The sequence below is a fragment of the Nocardia sp. NPDC003693 genome (assembly GCF_053981095.1).
Genome location: NZ_JBSFNO010000005.1, coordinates 117,063 through 139,299 on the forward strand (window position 1 = coordinate 117,063; position 22,237 = coordinate 139,299).

Annotated in this window: 11 protein-coding genes; all 11 read right to left on the reverse strand. The window is 71.2% G+C overall.

Annotation, left to right across the window (positions count from 1 at the left end; genetic code table 11):
* Window positions 1-156: 156 nt before the first annotated feature.
* A complete protein-coding gene (locus ACWDOP_RS08725) occupies window positions 157-2,163 on the reverse strand; it encodes a hypothetical protein (RefSeq protein ID WP_456344581.1) in 2,007 nt (668 codons plus the stop codon).
* Window positions 2,160-3,284 carry a VWA domain-containing protein gene (locus ACWDOP_RS08730; protein WP_456344582.1) on the reverse strand — a complete coding sequence of 375 codons (1,125 nt, stop codon included), beginning with the start codon at window positions 3,282-3,284 and terminating at the stop codon, window positions 2,160-2,162. The genes ACWDOP_RS08725 and ACWDOP_RS08730 overlap by 4 nt, the downstream gene beginning before the upstream one ends.
* Entirely contained in the window at window positions 3,281-5,908 is a 2,628-nt protein-coding gene (locus ACWDOP_RS08735; protein WP_456344583.1) for a DUF5682 family protein, read from the reverse strand. Before ACWDOP_RS08735 ends, ACWDOP_RS08730 begins: the two co-directional genes overlap by 4 nt.
* A gap of 5 nt (window positions 5,909-5,913) precedes the next feature.
* A complete protein-coding gene (locus tag ACWDOP_RS08740) occupies window positions 5,914-6,957 on the reverse strand; it encodes an ATP-binding protein (protein ID WP_456344680.1) in 1,044 nt (347 codons plus the stop codon).
* Between the two features lie 35 nt (window positions 6,958-6,992).
* Window positions 6,993-10,304: a DUF4132 domain-containing protein gene (locus ACWDOP_RS08745; protein WP_456344584.1), complete on the reverse strand. Its 3,312-nt coding sequence runs from the start codon at window positions 10,302-10,304 to the stop codon at window positions 6,993-6,995.
* 71 nt (window positions 10,305-10,375) lie between these two features.
* Entirely contained in the window at window positions 10,376-10,588 is a 213-nt protein-coding gene (locus ACWDOP_RS08750; protein WP_456344585.1) for a hypothetical protein, read from the reverse strand.
* Between the two features lie 238 nt (window positions 10,589-10,826).
* The gene (locus ACWDOP_RS08755; protein WP_456344586.1) at window positions 10,827-12,710 is read right to left on the reverse strand and encodes a DUF4132 domain-containing protein; all 1,884 of its coding nucleotides are present in this window, start codon (window positions 12,708-12,710) and stop codon (window positions 10,827-10,829) included.
* 11 nt (window positions 12,711-12,721) lie between these two features.
* Window positions 12,722-16,054: a DUF4132 domain-containing protein gene (locus tag ACWDOP_RS08760; protein ID WP_456344587.1), complete on the reverse strand. Its 3,333-nt coding sequence runs from the start codon at window positions 16,052-16,054 to the stop codon at window positions 12,722-12,724.
* Between the two features lie 141 nt (window positions 16,055-16,195).
* Window positions 16,196-19,594, reverse strand: a complete 3,399-nt coding sequence (locus ACWDOP_RS08765; RefSeq protein ID WP_456344588.1) for a DUF4132 domain-containing protein — start codon at window positions 19,592-19,594, stop codon at window positions 16,196-16,198.
* 148 nt (window positions 19,595-19,742) lie between these two features.
* Window positions 19,743-20,960 (reverse strand): adenosylmethionine decarboxylase, encoded by a 1,218-nt coding sequence (speD, locus tag ACWDOP_RS08770; RefSeq protein ID WP_456344589.1) that lies wholly within the window; start codon window positions 20,958-20,960, stop codon window positions 19,743-19,745.
* A gap of 8 nt (window positions 20,961-20,968) precedes the next feature.
* The gene (locus tag ACWDOP_RS08775) at window positions 20,969-22,084 is read right to left on the reverse strand and encodes a type III PLP-dependent enzyme (protein WP_456344681.1); all 1,116 of its coding nucleotides are present in this window, start codon (window positions 22,082-22,084) and stop codon (window positions 20,969-20,971) included.
* Window positions 22,085-22,237 lie beyond the last annotated feature (153 nt).

Sequence of the window (22,237 nt, forward strand, 5' to 3'; positions counted from 1 at the left end):
CCGCGTTCGACCGGGGCCGATGATCCTCGGGTGTCGTGTTCACCGGAGACCGTGACTCCGCCGGTAACCCGCGACGAAGTGCCCACGCCCGCGGCGGAGCGGGTTCCGCCCCTCGACCCTGTCGCCGAAGGACGGCTACCTCGCTGTACGTGGGCGTCAGAGTTGGTCGGCGGTGAGCAGGAGGCGGAGGTGGGCTGTCGCCCAGGTGTCGAGGGGTGTGGGAGGGATTGGGGCGGAGAGGGATTCGTGGAGGGTGGTCAGGGTCGCGGCAGCAGTGGGGAGGCCCAGGCGGCGCAGGGTCGCGGCGGACTCGGCGGCGCGGGTGAACCAGCTGGGGGGTAGGTGGCGTGCGCCGCGGTGGGGGACCTCCGCCGTCAGGGCGAGGGCGGCGGTCACGGCGGCGGTGAGGGGTGAGTGATCACCTTGGTGAGTAGTCGGGGGGAGGGCTGTGTCGGCCGTCGCGAAGCAGGGGACGTACACCGTGTCGCCGGCGACCACCGCGGTCGGATCCAGGACCAGGCGGCCGTGGGCGCGGTGCAGGGCGCCCGCGACGTAGCGGACCGGGCCGGATTCGCCCGACAGGAGGTGGGCGAGGGTATCCACCGCGCCCGGAGCGAAGCCGGAATGGGCGTGGGAGAGGGTCACCGTCCCGGTGGGGGCGTGCAGGGTGGCCTCGAGGCGCTGGTCGCCGGGGAGATAGTGCACGGCGGTGACGTCGGTGACGACCACGGCGCGAACGGACTCGCCGCGCACCCGGGGGCGGATGAGGGCGGGGGGTAGGGCGGCCAGGCGGGCCGACTCGGCGTCCAGGTCGGTGAGCAGGAGTTCGGGGGGCAGGGTGGACCAGTCGCCGGCGGAGGGCAGCACCGAGGTGCGGGCCACGCGGCTGTTCGCCAGGCGCACACTGCGATTGGCCGAGCGCACCGCGGATTCGGTGACCACGTTGCCCGCGGCGAGGTCGCGGAGGCGGGCCGCGCCGGTGCGGCGGTTGCCCAGGCTCGCGGCGCTCGGCGGCTCCGCGCCCTCGGCGATCGTGGTGTCGTGCCGCAGCGCCAGGACCAGGCGGGCGTCGTGATGCGCGAGATAGACCTCCACGCCGCGGGATTCGTCGTCGCCGGTGATGCGCGCGCCCAGGCCGGTGAGGCGCAGGTGGCGCAGCGGGGTCTGCGCGGCCTCCTCGGTACCCAGGGCGGTGACCGCCGCGCGGGACGCGGCGCGGTGCCGCGCGACGAGTTCGGTCATCAGGGCGGCGGTGTGCAGCGGATCGTGGCGGGCGCTGCGTTCGCGGTAGGCGGTCAGCTGATCCAGCAGATCGGTGAGCGCGTCGTGCGGCCAGCGGGCGCCGGCCTGATCCAGGGTGCGCTGCGCCGCGCCGAACACCCCGGGCAGCGCCGGACCCGCATGGGTCACACCGTCGTTGAGCAGATCGGTCAGCGGATCCAGCACGCTCGCCGCGGCCGTGCGGGCCGCGGAGCCGTCGGCGGCCGCACCGACCGACACCTCCAGCCGGGCCTGCCCCGGATCCGCCGCGTCCGCGGCCCGGAAGGCCCAGACCGCCAGTGCGATGGCGTCGGTGCGCGCCCCGCGGGCGGCGTCGGCCCGAGCATACCCGAGATCGCCGGGGACCAGGAAACGCACTGTCACCGCCGACAATTCGACGGAGGCGACCGGGTCGGACGCGGTGGCCCGGCGCACGGTCGCCCGGTACCCGGCCCGATGCGCGCGGCGCGCGGCGGTGAAAGCGCGGGTGCCTAGCAGGTCCTTCAGCTGGTCGTCGGTGAACTCACCGGGTGACCAAGGGGGCTGTGCCGCAGCGGGTTCCGGATCGGTCGTCGCCGCTGCCGGCTCCGCGTCGGTTCCGGGATCGTCCCCGGCCGCGTCGGACGCGGAGCCGTCGCGGTAGGCCAGCACCGCCATGACGCGATGACGGCACACCGAGGTCGCGCCGCAGCTGCACGGTGCGGCTTCCAGGGTCGCCCCCGGCGGCAGCGTGGTGTCGGTCCCGTCGGCGAACCGGACCCGGACCGTGCCGTCCGCGTCCTCGGTGAGTGCCGGTGGCGCGGAGCCGTTCTCCTTCAGCGCGCGTTTGAAGATGCCGCGGTTGGCGAGTGAGATCAGCGAGTCGTCGGTCAGGGCGAGCAGGTCGGCGCGCATCCGGGTCATCCGATCTTCTCGGCGATGAAGTTCGCCAGTTCGCCGGGCGTCATCGCGCCCATGTGCACCCCGACGTCGGCGAGCCGCTGCCCGGTGTGCCGGTCGTACTCCGGGTCCGCGTCCTCGTTCAGCGCGGCCAGCCCGAGCACGTGCACCCCTTCGGCGACCATGTCCGCGGCGGTGCGCACGAGGTAGGTCGCGTCCCCGCCCTCGTAGAAATCGCTGATGAGCGCGACGATCGTGCGCCGGGGCTGTTCGATCAACTGCGCACCGTAGGCGAGGGCGCGCCCGATGTTCGTGCCGCCGCCCAGCTGCACGCGCATGAGCAGTTCGACGGGGTCCTCCACGTCGCGGGTGAGATCGACGACGTCGGTGTCGAAGGCGATCAGGTGCGTCTTGATGCCGGGCAGGTTCCACAGGCACGCCGCCGTCACCGCGGAGTGGATCACCGAATTCACCATGGAGCCGGACTGATCCACCAGCAGGATCACCTGCCAGGTGTCCATGTTCCGCCGGGTCCGCGCCCGGAAGTGCGCGGTCTCGACGTAGAGCCGGTTCTCCTCGGGCCGGTAGTGGGCGAGGTTGGCGCGCACCGTCTTCGCGAAGTCGAAGTCGGCCGCGCGGGGGATGCGGCTGGGTCGCCGTGACCGGGTGCCGGTGAAGCACACCCGGATCTCGGTGGCCATCCGCTCCATGAGCTCGCGCACCACCTGCTCGACGATGCGCCGGGCCATGCGCAGCACCTCGGGGTTCATCAGGTGTTTGGTGCGCAGGACCGCCCCGAGCAGTTCGGCGTTGGGTTCGAGGCGCTCGAGGACGCCCGGGTCGGTCAGCACCTCGTGTAATCCGAAGCGCTGCACGGCGTCCCGCTCGAGCCGCTCGATGGTGCTCTTGGGAAAAAGGCGATGGATGTCGTCGAGCCAGTCCACCGCGTGCACGATGGAGGGTCCGTCGCCGCCGGTGCGGCGGATGTCGCGGCGGTCCAGGTCCTCGTCGCGTTCGTAGAGCCAGTCCAGGGCGGTGTCGCGCTCGGCGCCGCCGGAGCTCATGGCGACGCCGCAGGTGATCGCGGCGCCGGGCGCTCCGAGAACGAGCCGCCAGCGTTCCAGGGCCGGGTCGAGTTCGGTCATGCGTGGGGCTCGAGTTCTGTGCTGGGGGAACGGGATTCGCGCGGTGGAGGCAGCAGGTCGTGCTCGGCGAGCAGATGATCGACCCGCAGTTCGACCGCGCGGGCGTGGGCCAGGGTTTCGGCGTCGGCCGCCAGGCGCAGCAGCGCGGACACATCGGTGGTCAGCCCGCGCATGGCGAGCAGGCGTTCGCCGATCCGGGCCCGTTCCCGGGGCGGGAACCAGGCGAACGCGAGGCGCAGCGCGGGCAGCGCGGCCAGGAATTCCTCATCGCCGAAGCCCGCGACCAGTTCGTCGAGGACGGCGAGCAGCGGTTCGCCCGCGCCGGCCGAATCATCCTGTGCCGCTTCTTCCAGCAGCTGCTCGCGGGCCAGCGCGAACAGTCCCGCGAGGAAGTCGCCGAGCATCTCGGGCGTGCCCGCGAGCCGCACCGAGTGCGCGAGGTTCACCCCGGCCGCGGGGTCGAGGACCGCGACCGCGCCCACGGCCGCACCGCGCAGCGCGGGCGGCCGGTCCGCGGCGGTGCAGCGCTGGAACACCCCCGCCAGGTCGGCGCGCTCGATGCCGAGCACCGGCGCGGCGTGCAGTGCCGCGTCCCGGACGGCGGCGACGGCGTTCAGCAGTTCGCGGTCGGCGGGGGCGGGACCGCCGCGGACGCCCTCGAGCAACCACAGCAGGCGCAGCACCGCCGCGTCGATGAGCACGGCCAGGGTCGGCGACTGCGCGGCCCCGAATATCCGGTCGTAGCGCCACAATCCGAGGGCCACGGCCAGTAGTTTGCCCAGGCCGGTGGGCGCGGCGGCGGCGTCGACGAGCGCGCGCACCTGGGTGACGATGCGCCCGGACAGCTCCGAGAGCCCGCTCAGGGTGGCGTCGAACAGCACTTCCGCGAGTTCGCCGGTATCGGATCCGGCCGCGGCGAAGCGTTCGCCGAGCCGGGCCGCCGCGGCCTCGGCGCAGGTCGCCCCGAGCGCTCCGGCTTCGATGAGGGCGGGCAGCCGCAGATCCTGTTTGGTCAGCAACCACGTTTCGGTGAGCTCGGGCGCACGCCCGAGGGCCGGTCCGCCGCGGCGCGTGAACCCGGGAATCCCGAGCACCCGCAGCCGATGCAGCAGGCGGCTGGCTGCCCCGCCGGGACCGGTGGCGAGATCGAGGGTGTGACGGCCCTCCTCGGGGATGCCGTGACGCCGCAGTTCCCGCGCCACGTCGTGCACCAGCGGGGGATGCGGGGTGCCCGAATGCAAGCGGCCGACGGTGTCGCCCGACAGCGCGGCGACCATCTCCAGTACGACCGGTTCGGTGCCGGCGGGCAGGTGCCCGCGCCCGGTCCAGGGCAGGGGTCGTTCCAGCGCCTCGGTGATGAGCGCGCCGGCCAGTCCGTCGAGAACATCGGTGCGCGAGGGTGATTCGTGCCCGCGCAGCCTGCTCAACCCCACGGTGAGCGTGCGCGCGCCGATCAGCGACGCGGTGGACACGGCCTGCCCGCGTTCACGCAGCCGCCGGACGACCGACCGGGTGATCCCCTCGGCGGCCGCGTCGGCCCCGACCTCCCACAGCTGCTGGTAGTAGGCGGGCGAGGGCATCCCGGACTGGTACCCGGTGAAGGCGTCCAGTCGCCGGAAGCTGAACGGCACCAGGTAGCTGCCGCCGGTCCCGGTGGCGGGGGGCGCGGGAACGATCGGCCACCCGGCCGGATCGAGCGCCGGAGCACCCGCGGTGGCGTCGGTGCGGATCATCCCGGCTGGATCATTCCCGTCCGGCTCGAATGTGGTTGGTTCCGTGGTGGATTCGGGTTCACCGCCCGGCTGCGATGCATCCTGATCGGCCTTCGATCGGACCGGATCGAGGGCTGGGCTCGGCTCGGAACCTGGGGCCGCGCCGGAGTGCTCGCCGTCGCCGCTGCGGCCAATGTCGGCCGGGTCGCCGGTTTCAGATCGACGGTGAAGATGGCGCACCAGAGCGGGACGGTGGAAGCCGCCGGTGATCACGACGATATGCGCTGGGCCGGAAGCCGCTTCGCGCTTCTCGAGATCCGCGATGGCGGCGTCCAGCCAGCCCGCCATGTACCGCTCACGGGCGAGGTCGCCGTCCGAGGCGTCATCGTCGCCGCGGACCAGTTCGAAGTAGGCGGCGAGGCGATCGGGCAGGGTGCCCGGGTCGCCCAGCTCGAACAGGTGGTCCCAGAGCGCGTCGATGTTGTCGACCGCGAACGCCCGGCACAGGCGCTCGACGGCGCGTTCGTAGCGGCGTTCGGCGTCGGCGTACCGGTTCTCGGTGCCCGCGAAGGCGCGATGCCAGGCGGGCAGGTCGATGAAGCGGACCTGCGCGCCGGCGTCGCGGCCCGCGCGCAGTCCCACCCATTCGGGGGAGTAGTCGCACAGCGGCGCCCACGACATGTGCCGGTGCTCGTCGTCGCGGTAGCTGGTGAACACCGCGATCGGGAGGTCGTGCCCGAGCAGCAACTCCTCGAGCCGGTCGTTCATGTCGGCCGGGCCCTCGATGAGCACGTGCGCGGGCCGCAGTTCCTCGATGGTGTCGCGCACCAGCCGCGCGCAGGCCGGACTGTGGTGGCGCACACCGATCAGGGTTACCCGCACCGCGCCCACCGCTATCGCTTCAGCGTGCACGGTTGTCAGCCCGGCAGCTGGAAGCGGGCGTCGTGCAGGGCTTTCCAGGCGCGCCCCGATTTGCGCGGGGCCTGCTGCTCCAGATAGCGGCGCAGCCGGGCCAGATCGTCGGGGTCGTCCTTGGCGGCGGTGCCCGCGAGGCAGTGCACGATGTCCGCGCCGTCCCCGGCCTCGCCCCGCAGGTACCAGCCGCGCAGGCCGACCGCGTGCGCGACCGAGACCGCTTCGGCGGTGCTCATGACCGAGGACATGCGATCCAGCGGGGTGCCGGAATCGGTAGCCCCGGTGCGCAGTTCGCGGAACGTCGTGACCAGTACCTCGAGCACGTCCCGGGGCGGGGCCTGCGGAACGCCCGAACGGCGCAGCAGCGCGGCGGCCTCGGCCTCCACCAGTGCCAGTTCGGCGCCGAAATCGCCGATGGGGAAGACGGTTTCGAAGTTGAACCGGCGCTTGAGGGCGGCGCTCATGTCGTTGACGCCGCGGTCGCGGGTGTTCGCGGTGGCGATGACGTTGAAACCCTCGGTGGCGTAGACCATCTCACCGAGTTCGGGCACCGCCAGCACCCTGTCGGACAGCAGCGAGAGAATCGAGTCCTGCACTTCGAGCGGGCAGCGGGTGATCTCCTCGAAGCGCACGATCTTGCCGTCCCGCATGCCGCGCATCATGGGCGCGGGCACGATGGATCGCTCCGACGGGCCTTCCGACACCAGCAGCGCGTAGTTCCAGCCGTAGCGGATCTGGTCCTCGGTGGTGGCCGCGCCGCCCTGGATCGTGAGCGTGGAGTCGCCGGAGATGGCGCAGGAAAGCAGTTCGGACAGCAGCGATTTGGCGGTTCCGGGCTCGCCGGTCAGCAGGAGCCCGCGCGTGGTGGCCAGGCTCACCAGCGCGCGGTCGACCAGGGAGGCGTCCCCGACGAACTTGTTGGCGATACCCAGCGCCGGGTCGCCGACGATGAAGCGTTTGGCGGCGTCCACGCTCAGCGCCCAGCCGGGCGGGCGGGGCGCGGTATCGGTCTCGCGCAGCCGCGCCAGGTCCGCGGCCCAGCGCATTTCGGCGGGCGGGCGCTGGAGGTGTTCGGTCGTCGTCACTGGGCTCCTGCTTTCAGCCACGCGATGTCGCGCAGTACTTCCGAGGCGGTGACCTCGTCGAGGTCGGCGAAGGTGATGTCCCCGCGGTGGCGGTGCGAACGGCACAGCCGGGCGGTGAGGTGCTGGGTGGGATTCGCGCGCGGATCCCAGGCCATGAGACCCGGACTGGCCGACACCGACAGGAAGCGGCCGCCGGGCAGCGGCTTCTCGAAGTCGCACATGTGCGCGCCGTCGGTGTTCTTGGGCGGCAGCCACCCGCGCGCGGTGAGACCCAGCAGCCGGGTGCTGTCCACCGCCGTGCCGTCGTCGGGGATGCGGTGGTCGCCGAGCAGTTCGGGCGGAACCGGGTACACCGCGCGGCCGAGCTGCTCGAACGGTTGCAGCAGTTCGTAATCGGCGAACAGTTCGCTCCACAGCGGGACCGCGTCGGCGAACTGCAGCGGGTGCGCGATGCCGAGTTCGGCGTCCTCGGCCAGCGGTAGCGTCCGATCGTCCTGGTCCGCGCAGGTGCGGTCCTCGGCGATACGGAAGGTGGACACCAGCTTCTCGCCCTCGTACACGCCCCACACCAGCCGCCGGGTGATGTGCCGGCGCCACGGGTGCGCGATGAAGCCGGTGCGGAATTCCTCGACGGTGAAGCGCCGCTGCTCGACCATGGCGCGCTCGAGCCGTTTGATCTGATCGGCGGCCATCGTGCGCACGGTGAGCTTCATGGCGCGGAAGGTGCTGTGCGCCCGCGCGGCCAAGACGGGATCGTCCTTCGCCCCCGGCTTGGGCAGTGCCTTGACGGTGGTGCCGTCGAGGTTCGCCACGGTGGGTTGCAACCGTTCGTCGAATCCGACGATGAACTGCCTGGGACCGAAATCCAGTGTCAGCGTGCCGTTCTCGTCGAGTCCGAGGTCCGGCACGAGGCGATCGGCGAGCTGATCGGGGGTGAGTCCGCGCCGGTCGGCGATGTCGGTGATGCGCGCCTGCGCGCCCTCACGCACCCGATGCGTCTTGACCTTGTCGCCGATGGTCTTCAACGCCAGCAGCGCGGCGTCACTGCCGAGGGTGACGAAGGCGTCCAGCGCGCTCACCGAGCGCGCGTCCGAGCGCCGTTCCCGGATGTCGGCGAGCAGCAGGGCGACGGTGTCGTCGTCCCCGAGCGCGCCGAGCGCCTCGTAGATCCAGGTGAATTTGGTGGGACCGCCCGCCCGCCACCACTGCTGGTACAGCTCCCAGCCGAAGTCGGCCAGCGATCGGGTGTCGCAGTGCTGCCGGATCGTGTCCAAGCCCACGTAGGGTTCGCCGGGCAGCGCGAGCTGCAGCATGGTGATGACGTGCTCGGCGGCCGCCGGCGGCAGCGGCAGGCCGTTGGCGCGCAGCGTGATCGGCGGCAGCGCGGCGGGATTCACCCACGGTGGGATCACGGGCAGCCGGGCGGGCAGATCCGCGGCGGGATCCAGGGCCAGCACCGCCTCGACCGCGGCGACCGCGGGCGGGCCGTACTCCGCCGCGGCCGTTCTGATTTCGGTCAGATGGCCGAGTTCGGCCAGTGTGCGCAGGGTGCGACCGTGCACCCGGCGTTCCTTGACGCCCTTGCCGACCGCTCCCGGAATCAGTACGCGCGCGGCGTAGCCGGCGTGCCGTCGCAGGTACCGCACACCCGTCGCGCGCAGCGTGCGCCGCTGGAGCCACTGTGCCGCCAGGGCCACCACCTCGGGGCTTTCGAAGGCCATGATGATGTCGGGGACCTCGCGACTGAACGCGCGGGCGGCGGACAGCGCCAGCGGGTACGCCTCGGTCTCGTAGGTGGCGATGATCGCGCGCAGCGGATCGGCGCGGTCCCACACGTACTGCATCGTCGCTCCCGGCAGCAGCGGACGGGTGAATTCCGGTCCGGCGTACAGCATTTCGACGAGGTCGGTGGGGGTGAGTGCGCGCGTGGCCATGTGCGCCCGGAGATCGGGACGGGGCTTGTGGTTCGACAGGTCGACACCCGCCAGCCACCGCGCGCGTTCCTCCGGCAGCCAGGCACAGCGGACCTCGGCCGGACCGGACAGGGCGAGTGTCGCCTGTTTTGGGCGCTTGCGCAGCCACGGCGGCGTCCGCAGGATCTCCGGGAGCGCGTCGTCGTCGACGGGCGCGGCCGGTTCCAGTGCGGCGCGCACCAGGTCGGCGGTGGCGGGGGGCAGGTGCGGGAGGTGCTCGCGGGCCAGTTCGGGCCGATCGTGCACCAGTTCCCGGAGGGTGTCGGCGTCGCGCTCGGGGTCGAGCAGGCGCAGCGCCCGGCGCGGGAAGCGTTCGGTGGCCTGCCGCAGCGCGGTGAGCACCACCGGTATTCCGGTGCGCGCGATCAGTTCCTGGAAGGCGGCGTCCGTCGGGATGACCGCCAGCACGTCGGCGATCGGGGCCTGCATCTTGCGTTCCTTGACCGTGTAGTGGTCGATCCAGGAGGCCAGCAGCGGCGCGATGTCGAATCCGAACGAGTTGACCAGTGTGATCGCCTGTTTCGCGGTATCCAGCGCGACCCCGGGTTCGGGACTGATACCGCTGTGCACCCGGCCGAGCGCGATCAGCTGGTCCGGCTCGGCGGCGGCGTCGACCAGTACGCTCGCGTGCCCGTGGTCGCGCGGATCGGCGGCGCTCGCGACGGCGGCGGACACCCAGTCCCGGCGCCACGGCAGCAGCACCGCGGCGATGACGGCGCGGCGACCCAGGAGATCGTCTGCCCGGTACCGCTCCATCACCTCGATGACGGCGTTCAGCGCGGGGTCGCCGGGCTCGAACTCCGAGAGCCGATTGCGAACCGGCCCGAGAATGCGCCGCAGATCGTCGCCGGCGTCGTCACGGTGCCAGCCGATCTCCTTCCACCACAGCGGATGCGAACCCGCGAGCAGCACCGCCTCCACGATGAATTCGATACCTCGCTCGTGGTACCAGTGCTCGAGCAGCCCCAAGGTCTCCGCGTCGGCCTGCGCCCGCTGCTTGCTCGTGGCGCGCCACCCGAGCTGAGTGATTCGGGAGAGCATGCCGGCCGCCACGTCGACGGGCACCGCGCCGAGGGGCCCCGGTTCCGCCGGGAGCCCGCGTCCCCCGCTCACGGGGATCTTCGCCTCGATCCACTCCACCGCGGGCGCGTAATACGCCGCACACGACTCCGCGCGCGCCGCGGCCTCGTCCGCGGATATCCCCGGACCCGGGAACTCGAGCACCGATCCCGCCCGGTACAGCAACCCCCGCCGCTGCACCGCCGTCGGGTCGAAAATGTCCTCGGACGCCGCACTGACCTCCCCGACGGTCCGGCGTCGCGATTGTGCACCCATGAAACCCCGTTTTCCACGTTCGTAATTCGGCCCCGACTGTAAACAACCGCACCGACACCGGTGCGGTGGCCTCACCCGGCCAGGTGGGCGAGGTCGCGCAGCGCCTCCGACGCCGCGATCGGGCCGGGGACGCCGAAAACGATGGGCTCCGGCCGGAACAGGTCCTCGCCACCGTTCGCGGTCAGCAGCACGCGGGTCAGGACCTGATCACCGCACTCGTGATCACCGAACTCGGCGGAAATCTCGCGCGAGGGCGGTTCGCCGCGACCGCGGTGGTCGGTCATACGACATCGCCGCCGCGGCGCTCGCCGCCCTGGACGGCGCGTCCGATTCGGCGCTCGCGCGCAACGCGACGGAATCATTCCCGACAGCAGTCAAGGACCGCAACGCCTTCGGCGGGAGTCGCGTCCGTCGCGGTCGTCGAGACCTTCGGGGCGGAGGAGCCCAGCTACCGACTGCTCGAGGACGCTATGTCGGTGCGCCCGCTGCTCGCGGCGCTGCCGCAGCGCGAACGCCAGGTGCTCAGTACCCCGTGTCCACGGACAGCTCGGGTGGACGGTGCAGCTGGGGAAACGGTTGTTCGAGTGCGTGGTGGGAGAAGAGCTTTCGCCAGGCGGGCAGGGACTCCGCGAGGTGGGTCGGGTGGGCGACGCCGACGAGCGCGCCCGGGGTCGGAACCAGGGGCGCGTCGTCGAGATCGGTCAGAGAGCCGTCCTCGGTGATCCGGAACGACTCGAGGGCAGCGTTTCTCGTGTCGTAGGTCGCCCAGACCAGGCGGCGGGCGACGTGGGCGAGCACGGGGTGGTCGACGAACAGCTCGAGGTGCAGGTCCCGGGTCCAGCGCCTGCCGTCGGTCATCGCACGCTCGAGGCGGGAAAGAGTCTCGGGGCCGGTCGTTTTCAGCGCCTTCCGCAGGGCAGTGAATCGCTTCGACGACGCGGGTGCCAGTACGGGGTCGTCGTGGGCGTCGGGGGTGGGCAGGGTGCGGCGCGGGGAGCCGCCGGCGGTGCGGACGACGGGGCGCAGCTGTTCGTCCAGGGTGACGTGGAAGGCGCGGGGGCCGTAGTCCAGGTGCAGCGTGCCGTCGGCGGCGAAGCCGAAGTGGGGGACGAGGCGGTCGGCCAGTTCGTCGGCGTCCACGCCCTCCTCGTCGACCAGGCGCGTGAGGGTGTCACGGGCCTTGGCGCGCAGGGCCTTGAACTTCACGTCGGTGGCGATCGCGTCGAGTTCGCGCAGCGCCACCCCGGAGCCGATCGCAGTCAGCACGCTCAGGGCGGTCGCGGCGCGGGCGTGTGCGCTCTCGCCGGGCCAGGCGCGGATGCGCGGGGCGAGACGGCGCGCGACCTCGTCGTCGCCCCACCGCCCCAGGGCGTGGAAGACCCAGTTCTGCTGGACCGGGCAGCCGGCCCGTTCCCACTGCTCGAACAGCGCCCAGGCGAAGGCGGTCAGGCTCTCCGGTTCCGCGATACCGGTGAGGCGGGTGATGCCCGCGTACTCGGTGTCCGGCGTGCACAGCGCGAGCATGACGCAGACGGTGGCGAGTGCCTCGGGCGGCAGCGCGGATCGGCGCTCGCACAACACGATCGGCGGCAGCGTGGCAACGATGAGCCAGGGCGGCGGGGCGGGAATCTCCCCGGGCAGGTGGAACAGGGGATCCGCGGCCAGTTCCGTCGCGAAGGCCGCCGCCGCCTTCGCTCCCAAACCCTCTGCCGCGGTGTGGAGTTCGTCGGACCGCCCCTGCGCGGCGTATGCGCGCAGGATGGTCCAGGCCCGGACCCGATCGCGCCCGGGCTTGCCCACCGCCGTCGCGATGAGGTCGGGGGCCGCGGCCGCGAGGTGTCGATCGAACCAGGAAACGGCCACCGCCCGTCCGCGTGCGGTGTGGTACTCCTTCGTCATGAAGGTCGTGACCGTCGTTCCGGTCACCGGCAGCAGCGCCCCCGCGTTGGAGCGCGGGAATTCGACGGCCGCGGCCACCGCGGCGTCGAGGACCTCGTCGCCGAACCGGCCGAACAACCGGCACAGCACGTCTTGCCGACTGGTGCGGAAGTTCGCGCGCAGTACGTCCAGGTGCGGTGCGACCAGCTCCACCGGCGCCAGCGCGAAGACCTTCGCGGTGCCGTGGCGCAGGTACTCCAGCGTGAGGTGCCGCTCGACCTCCACCGCCCAGTCCTTCACCGGGGGCCAGGTACTCGCGGGCAGGTTCGCCCACCGTGCCTGCTCACCGGGTAGCCATCGCAGCGCGAGCGGCTGTGGCTCGGCCACGTTCCGGACCAGGGCGGGCCGGGGCACCGCCGCGCCCCGCTCCCACGGCGGTGTACTCAGAAACTCGGGCAGTTCGGCGAGCGCCGCGGTGGTGACCTTGCTCGGTGGGTGCACGATCTCGTGCTGTGGTGCGATTGTCATGTCGGGATCCATCACTGGTCGACGAGCCGGGTCAGCTCGCGCAGGAGTTCGGAGGCGGTGAGCGCGTCCAGCTCACCGAAGGGATGGTCGGTGCGGAACGAGCTCCACTCGCGCTCCTGTCCGGAATCGGTGACGAAGACCGTGATCTTCTGCTCGCTCCAGCGCAGAGCCTCGGCGACCGAGATACCCGGGTCCAGGCCGATGACCGCCGAGCGCCGCCCGGGCAGCGGCCGGTGAACGACCACGGCCATGTCGGCGTATTCCGCGCCGCCGCTGATCCAGCCGGATCGTTCCAGTCCGAGTAGTTTCACGGTGGGGACGGTGCGGCCCTCGAATCGCGTCAGCGTCAGCGCCGTGCGCTCTACCGGAGCGAGGGTGTAGCTCTCCCGCTGCAACTGCGGAAACGGCTGCAGCAGTTCGTACTCGGCGAACACCTCGGACCAGCCGGTGACGGTGTCACCGAGATCCAGCGGATGCGCGATACCGATGCGGGCGCTCGGCGTCAGGGTCACCGGGTCGTCGTGCACATCGGCGAAACTCAGATCCTCCGCGACCCGGAACGAGCCGGTGACCGCGTCGTGCTCGTCGACCGTGACCCACACCAGCCTGCGGCCGAGCGACGCCATCAGGGGATGCTCGACGAACAGGGCGTGATGCGTGTCCGGCGTCCAGCGGCGGCCGGCCGTCATCGCGCGCTCGAGGCGCCGAAGCTGTTCCTCGGCAACCGCTTTGGTGTCCTTCTTGAACGCGGTGAACGCCTTGTACGCGGCCGGAGCCAGCTCGGGATCATCCTTCGTCCCCGGCTTGGGCAGGCTCTTGCGACGCGTGCCGTCGGCGTCGAACACGACCGGGCGGAGCTGTTCGTCCAAGCGCACGTGGAACTTCCGGGTCCCGTAGTCGATCACGTGGGTGCCCAGGGCATCGAGCCCGAGGGTCGGGACCAGTCGATCGGCGAGTTCCTCGGCGGTCAGCCCGGCCTCGTCGGCCAGCTCCCGGATCTTCTCCTGCGCCTTGGTTCTGATGCCCTTGAACTTGACCTTCTCGGCAATGCTGCTGAGCTGTGTGAGCGCCGCGTCGCTGCCGATCGCGACGAGCACGTCGAGCCCGGATACCGCACGGGCGTGGGCGTTCTCGCCGGGCCACGCGCGGATCAGCGGCGCGAGGGCGCGGGCGATCTCGTCGTCGCCGAGCAGACCGAGCACGTGCAGGGCCCAGGTGTGGTCGGGCGGATATCCCGCCAGTCTCCAGGTATCGAACAGCGCCCAGCCGAAGGCGGCCAGCGACCGCGGTTCGGCGACCTCACGGACCACCTCGATCCCGGGATAATCCTCGTCCGGACCGCACAGGGCCAGCACGGTACACACGGCCGTCACCGCGGTGGACGGCAGCGCACGGCCGTTGGCGCGCAGCAGAATCGGCGGCAGCGCGCGCGGATCCGCCCACGCCGGGGGCTCGGGCACGACCTCCGGTAGGCGCTCGAGTGGATCGCTCGACAGCTCCGCCTCGATCGCGGCGGCGGCCTCGGGCCCGAGCGTGGCCGCGCCCGCGCACAACGCCGCCCGATGTCCCCGTCCGCACAGCGTCCACAGCGCCTGCCCGGCGAGTGTGCGCGCCTTGCCCGGACGGCCGAGCGCGGCCGCGACGAGATCGGGTGCGGCACTGTCGAGGTGGCGTTCGAACCAGGCCAGCGCCACGGCCCTGGTCCGGCTGCGCGAGCGCAGCAGCCGGGTCATGAGGGTGGTGACGGCGGACCCCGTCACCGGTGCGAGGACTTCGGCGCGGGTCGCCGGCGCGGCCTCCACCACCCGCACCATCAATCCGGCGGCATCGTCCCCGAAACGGCCCAGGATCCGCTGCATGATCTCGGTCCAGTCCCAGAAATGCAGTGGGTGCAGTAGCGCCAGGTGCGGCTCGACCAGCTCCCGCGGTCCAGCGGCGAAGATCTCGGCCAGGCTGTATCCGGAGGGGTGGTCGTCGCGCAGCAGGCTCTCGAGCCGGGCCTGCCAGCCCTCGCGCGGTTCGCGGGCGCGGAAACCGTTGTCGGCCCAGGCATCCTGTTCTCCGGGGAGCCACGCCGTCGCGGGCGCGCGCATCGTTCCGAGGTTCGCGATGACGACCTCGGCGCGCGGTTGCCGCTCACGCTGCCAGGGCGGCTCGACGAGCAACCGTGGCAATTCGTGCGCCGCCGCCTCCGGCACACGGCTCGAGCCGGGTTCCGCCGCGAACTCGGGTGCGAAGACCACGCGTGCCTGCCAGCGGATCAATTCGTCGTGCAGCGGGGTGCGCTCTACCTCCGTCGCGAGTATCCGCCGGGCCCGCAGGGGGAAACGGAGCATCGACTCCATGAGCGCACCCCGAATCGCCGGCCGCTCCGCCCGTTCCGCCAGCAGTCGAAACGCCGTATCGGTGGGCAGCCGCGCCAGCAGGCGCGCGATTACTCGCTGCTGCTCGGCGGCGAGCCCCGGGGTGTCCAGGGCGACGATCAGATACTCGGCAGCCTCGGGCCCGACGTGCACCAGGGCGCTGAACAATTCGGTCTGCGTCGGCGACGCCATGCCGTACCTGTGCAAGGGCACCAGCGCCAGCTGGGCGGCGGTCGTCGCCGAACACACGAGTGGGGCCCAGGCTTCACCGAAGTAGCTCGCGTTCTTGCCGCGCCGCCCGGCTCGGAGATCCTCATCGAGCCAGTTCTGTTCGGTGGGAAGCAGATACGACGTCGCCATGCGCACCGGCAACCCGGGATGTTCGGTGCGGTAGTCGCCGAGCCGCTGTACGACAGCGCGGTACTCCGGTTCGCTCAACAGCGCCAGCTGCGCCCGCAGTTTCGTCATCGCGCGCAGCGGCAGCCCGTCCGCACAGGGAGCCGAGACCCGATGCGCCGCATAGTGCAGCGATGCCCCGCTCTCCCGGATACGGTGCGAAACACTCAACTCCGCCCACAGCACCGCGGCCTCGGCCGCCACGGCCGCACCGAATCCCGCGATCCACGCATCGATCAACCGGCCGGCGGTCAGCGATGTCCCCGGCGTGTTCTGCCCATCCAGGGCTGTGGCCAGCACCCCGGTCACCGCGAGCCCGAGCGGATTCGCCTGCCCCGGATCGGCCATGACGGCCCGGGCGGCCTCCGCCAGCTCGGGATGCCGCTCCGCCGTGGCCGCCACCGACAACGCCATGAGGTCGTCCGCCAGCCACTTCCGATAGCGCCCGATCGCCTTGGTATCGACCACCGGCATCTGCACCGGCCCGCGCCCGCGGAACGGGGCGGCCTTGTCCGCCCAGCCCGGCGGCACGATCCAGCTGTCCTCATCGGTGCGTTCGAGCTCGATCACCGTGTCCCCGCCCATGTTTCCTCCATCGTCGGCGGCTCCCGGTGCCGGGCACGCCGCTGCCGCGTCCGCCCGGCACGCGGGCTCGATCGCGGTGTCATCGTTCGATCGCGGGGGCTCGGGCACACCCGAGCCCCCGCGGGCCTGATCCGTTGCCGGTCAGCCGTTGTCGCGGCTCTGCAGAATCTCCAACTCGCGCAGCAGTTCCGAACCCGCCACGGCGTCCAGGGCGGCGAAGACGGGCGGATTGTTCGAGCGGCCCCAGTAGCCCTCGGCGCCGGCGCGGGTGAGATGAACGGTGATCTTCTGGGTGTCGAACTCCAGGGCGTCGCCGGCGATGATGCCGGGATCCATGTCGATGACCGCGGAATACCCGTCGCCCAGGGGGCGGTACATCTCGAGCGAGACGCCGCCGTCCATGGGTTCCCCACGCTCCCAGCCGAATCGGCCCAGGCCGAGCAGGGTGCCGGTGGGCAGGCTGATGCCGGTCAGGCGGGCGAGGGTGGACGTCGTCAGTTCCGACTCCTCGAACGCGTAGGTCTCGCGCTGGAGCTGGGGGAACGGCTGCAGGATCTCGTAATCGGCGAACACCTCGGCCCATTCGCTCAGAGCCGATCCCAGGTGCAGGGGATGCGCCAGGGCGACGAGGGTGTCGGGCGCGACATCGATGGGCTCGTCCGCCGCGTCGGCGTAGCTGCGATCCTCGGCGACCCGGAACGATCCGGTGACCGCGCCCTCGGCGTCGAGGGTCACCCACACCAGGCGGCGCGAAAGATGCCACAGCAGTGGATGTTCCACGAACAGTCGTCGATGCTCGGCGGCGGTCCAGCGGCGACCGAGCACCATCGCGCGCTCGAAACGCCGAATCTGATCGGCCGCCGCGGTGCGCACGTCCTTCTTCAGCGCGGCGAAGAGTTTCGCGGCGGCGGGGGCCAGCTCGGGATCGTCCTTCGGGCCCGGCTTCGGCAGGGCTTTGCGGAGTCCGGCGGCCTGCCACGCGCCGTCGTCGCCGCGCACCGCGTCCGACACCGTGGGCTTCAACTGCTCGTCGAAACCGACGACGAAACCGCGCGGACCGAAATCGAGCACGAGCCTGCCGTCGGCGTTCAGCCCGAACTCCGGAACCAGGCGATCGGCGAGCTGTTCCGCCGTCAGACCCAGGCTTTCGGCGACCTCGGCGACCTTCTCCTGCGCCTTGGTCTTGAGCCCCTTGAACTTCACCTTCTCGGCGATGCCGTTGAGCTGCATGAGCGCCACGTCGGTGCCGAGCGCGGTGAGGACATCGAGCCCGGAGACGGCGCGGGCGTGCCCGGCCTCCCCGGGCCACACGCGAATCAGCGCGCCCAGCCTGCGCGCGGTCTCGTCGTCACCGACGAGGCCGAGCGCGTGCAGCACCCAGCCGTCCTTGGACGGGTAGTCCGCGAGCTTCCAGAGCTCGAAGACACTCCAGGCGAATTCGGCGAGCGACTCGGGGTCGGCGGCCGCGCGAATCTGGTCGACGCCGGCGTAGTCGCCGTTCGGGCCGCACAGCGCCAGCACCTGGCACACGTCGCGCGCCGCATCCTGCGGCAGCACCGCGCCGTTGCCGCGCAGCGCCAGACCGGGGAGCAACTCCGGCGCGAGCCACGCCGGGACGGCCGGGATCCTGGCCGGCAGCCGGTGCAGGGGATCGGTGTCGAGCAGGGCGGTCACGGCGTCGCCGGCGCGGGGATCGAGCTGCGCCGCCGCGGCCTCGATCTCCGCGCGGTGACCGCGTTCGGCCAGCCAGCACAGCGTGCTCTCGGCGCCCCGGCGATCCTTGCCCGCCTTGCCCACACTCGCCGCGATGAGAGCGGGCAGGGCCGCGGCGCGGTTGCGGTCGAACCACTCGATCGCGAACGGCCGGGTGCGCTTGCCATCGAGCCAGCGGGTCATGAGCGTGGTCACGTGCGCGCCGGTCACCGGGGCGAGCAGATGTGCCAGGTTCGTCGGATTCGATTGCACCGCACGGGTGACGAAGGAGATCGCGTCGTCCTCGAATCGAGCCAGAATGCGGCGCAGACCCGCCTCGGAGTCCCACATCCGCCCGATCGAGGTGGTCGCCAGATGCGGGCGCACCAGTTCTTCCGGCGCACTCGCGAACAAGCGCACCGCACTCCAGAACGATCCGGAATCGCTCGCGACCACCCGCGCGATTCCGGCCGCGTAGTCCATGCGCTCGGCGTCGGTGACCCACACCGCCGACTGCTCCCACTCCGCGCGTTCGCCGGGCAGCCAGGCCAATCCATCGGGCATCGGCTCGGCGAGGTTCGCCAGGGTGACCTGCTTGGTCTTGGCCCGCGCCCGCGTCCACGGTGTCACCCGCAGCACCTCGGGCAGTTCCGCGGGCGTGGCCCGGGGCCGATCATCATCGAGATAGGCGGCGGTTTCCGGCAATTCGGCGACCAGGTCGGGGTGGGCCCGCGCGATCGAGCGCAGCACGTGCCGGGCCATACCGGATCGCGCGGCGGCCGGTCCGAGCATGCGCAGGGCCCGGCGCGGGTACCGGTGCGCGGCCTCGACCAGGACCGGCGGAACGAAGCGCTGTTCGGCCCGCGCGGCCAGTCCGGCGAAGGCCGCGTCGGTGGGGAAGCCGGCCAGGATACGGGCCAGCTCGCGCACGGTGTCCCCGTCGAGTTCCCGTGCGCGCAGCAGGCGTTCGATGGCGGGCGCCGCGTCGGGCCCCAGCCGCACGAGCGCGGCGAACAGCGAGCTCCGTCCGTGGATGTAGGTGAACTGCGTGGCCTCGAACTTGCCGACCAGCTTGTCCAGCTGCGCGGTCTCGCTCACGCTCGCCGTCAGCAGGATGAATCGGCTGTCGTAGTCGACCAGCGCGGGCACGAACGCGTCGAGATCCGCCGCGACCCACTGGGTTTCGGTCGGCGCGAGATAGGAGGCGGCGATGCGCGCGGCGAGTCCGCAGCCCCCGGCGCGCAGCTCCGCCAGCCGATCGACGGCCGCGCGATAGTCCGGTTCGGTGGCGGCGGCCAGATACCGTCGCACGGCGGCCAATTCGTCCGGCGCGGAACCGCGACCCGGCTCGGCCGGATCCAGCCGGCGCACCAGGTAGTTCCAGCTGCGGGTGCCGGTGTCGTAATCCCAGTCCAGGGTCAGTTCGGCCTGGCACACCGCGGCTTCGGCCGCGAAGGCGGGCCCGCGCCCGAGAATCCAGGCGTCGGCGGCGTAGTGCACGCCGCGGACCAGTCGATGCAGCAGCAGCGTGAGCGCCGCCGCGCCGAGCGGTGTGCAGGTCGCCGCGTCCCGCAGCGCCTCGCGGCCGGCCACGGCCAGTTCGTCGCCGTAGCGCGCCGCCGAACGGTCGAGGCAGGCGAGCAGCTCTTTGCGCTGGGAGGCAACGGCTTTCGCGAAATCGAAAACCGCCGGGGGATACGGCTCGACCGTGGGGGCCGGACCCAGCCCGCGGATGGGCGCGGCCGCGGCCCACCACTCCTGCGGAACCTGCCAGATGTCCTCGCGGGCAGCGGTATCGAGAGCGGAGATTTCGGCACCGTCGGCGACGGTGCTGGCGGAGTCGAGCATGTTCCCCCGAATCAGTGGAGCGTTGACGCAGCGACTGTAGCGAGTCGCTCCGACAGCCGCCGGGTCACCGGTGCGGGGCCCGAACACGGCGATGCCCGCGCGGATCGAAATCCGCACGGGCATCGGGTGCTTCGGGAAGCGGGCCGAACTAGCCGACCGTGGCGCCCACGCGCAGCGCGTGGGGCTCGATGGCGCCGCGGACCAGGGCCCGCTCGTCGATCGTCTCCGCCTTGTACGGCAGGGTCGACAGGGTGGCGGTCATCTTCGCGACCGGATCCTCGATGGCCTTGGGGGTACCGAAGATGAAGGTCCACTCGTGCTCGTCCGAGACGTAGGGAACCACGGTCTCGAACAGGTTGTGGAAGCGAGTCCACGAGCGCTTGAGAGTTTCGTTGCGCCACATGGTCTGACAGCCGGCCTGGGCCGCGAGCACGCCGCCCTCCGACAGGATCGCCTTACAGCGCTCGAGGAAGTCGTCCTCGTACAAACGGTTGTGCTGGGCATCCTCGACGCGCTCGTCCGGCAGGTCGATGCAGATGAGGTCGTAGCGGGTGCCCGCGGCCTCGGCCTTGGCCAGGAAGTCCCAGCCGTCGGCGTAGTGCATCTTGATCGGGCCGGTCTGCGCGACCGCCTCGGCCAGATCCGCCTGCGAGTAGCCGTAGGGCAGGTGCTCCGCGCACAGCTCGACCTCGAGCTGGTCGATGTCCACGTGATCGACGAGCGTGGCGCCCGCCGCGGCCGACATCTGCGAGGCGACGCCCTCACCGGAACCGATGATCAGCACCTTGTCCAGCTTCTCGGCCAGCGCGTACCCCGGAACCAGCATGGCCTCGTGGTAGGTGAGCTGCGAGAACTCGGTGGACTGGCGATCGTCGTCGGAGAACAGGGACCGGCCCTGCTCGGTCTCGGCGATGACCATGTGCTGGAACGGGGTGTTGGTGTCCACGATGACCTCGGACATGTTCCACACCCGGGTCAGGCCCTCGCCGACCGGCTCATGGATCCGGCGCGCGGCGTGCCCGCGCTGGATGACCTCCATGTTGACCGACTTCGGGGCGAGCTCGGCCTGGAGCAGCTCCACGGCCTTGGTCGCGCCCGCGCCGATGCTGCCGCAGGTGAAGACGTCGACGAAGATATCGCCGGATTCGGGGTAGGTGTGGATCGAGGCGTGGGACTCGGCCAGTAGCGCCAGGATGGTGACACCCTGCGGCTCGAACTGCTTGCGCACGACATCACAGATGGTCACCCCCGCGGCGACCAACGATTTTCGAAGTGCGGCTTCGAGTCGTTCGAGGTCGTCGCAGAGGGCCGCGTCGACACCACCGAACTCGGCCAGCACGTGCCAGCCGGTGAATTCTGCCGTCATGGCTAAACTCACTCTCGCTCAGCGCCGATGACATGAACAGTCAAAGGCGGAAAACCGTTGAAGGACACCGACGAATAGCTCGCCGTATATGCGCCGGTCTCGAGGATCCGAATGGGATCACCGGCTCGCAACGTGGTCGGTAAGAGGACACGCGTGCGTTGATACAGTACATCGTCGCCGTCGCAGGTCGGACCGGCGACCACCACCTCGTCCACCGGATCGCCGTCGCGATCGGTCTGGAAGCGGTAGGCGATGTACTCGTTCTCGGTCTCGGCCATGCCGTTGTAGCGGCCGATATCGAGGTATACCCAGCGCCGCCCGTCCGGCGCCTGTCGAACATTGACCACCTCGCCGTGAATCACACCGGTGTTACCCACAAGGGCGCGACCGGGTTCCACGATGAGAGCGGTGTGTTCCGGGAGATGGCGGGCGGCGGCAGCGGCGATGACCGCGCCCAGCTCGTCCACGCCGGGAGCCGCGTCGGCGTACGAAATCGGAAGTCCCCCACCGATATTCACCGCCGTCACGGGAATGTCCTTGGCCGCCAGCGCTTCCGCGATGGAACCCGCCTGCTCGATGCCGATCTGCCAGGCGATGGGATCGAGTTGCTGCGACCCCACGTGGAAGTACGGCCCGGCGATCTTCAGTCCCAGATCGTGCGCGCGCACCAGCAGCTGCACGGCTTCGCCCGGGGCGCAGCCGAACTTGACGCCGAAGGGCGTCTGCGACTGCGGAGCCGAGGCCAGGAACCGGAGTTCGATCTCCGCGCCCGGCGCGTGCTCGGCGATACGAACCAGATCGTCCTCGGTATCGGAGGCGAAGCGGCGCACCCCGGCCGCGTGGGCGGCGGCGATGTGGGCGGCCTTCTTGATCGGATTGCCGTAGCACAGGACTGCCGGATCAACCCCCTGCGCGAGGCAGAGCTCGATCTCCCCGACGCTGGCGACATCGAACTCCGCGCCCTCGTCGTTCAGTAGCCGGATGATCTCCGGCACGGGACTCGCCTTGACGGCGAATCGGATTCGGGCCGAAGGTAGTGCGGCGTGCAGCGCGCGGTAGTTCGCGCGGACCCGGTTCAGGTCGATGACCAGACAGGGCGACTCGGGCGGGTTTGAAACGGACAATCTAAGGGAACTCCCCACTGTTCGGGCCGCCGAAACGGCCTCGGGCAACAGTCCGCGACAATAGCAGCGGTTGGCGTCGGAAAACGAACCGAAGAACCATCGACTTCGTCACCCCGCGGCTGGAAACCGCCACAAAACCGGCGATAAGCCCTA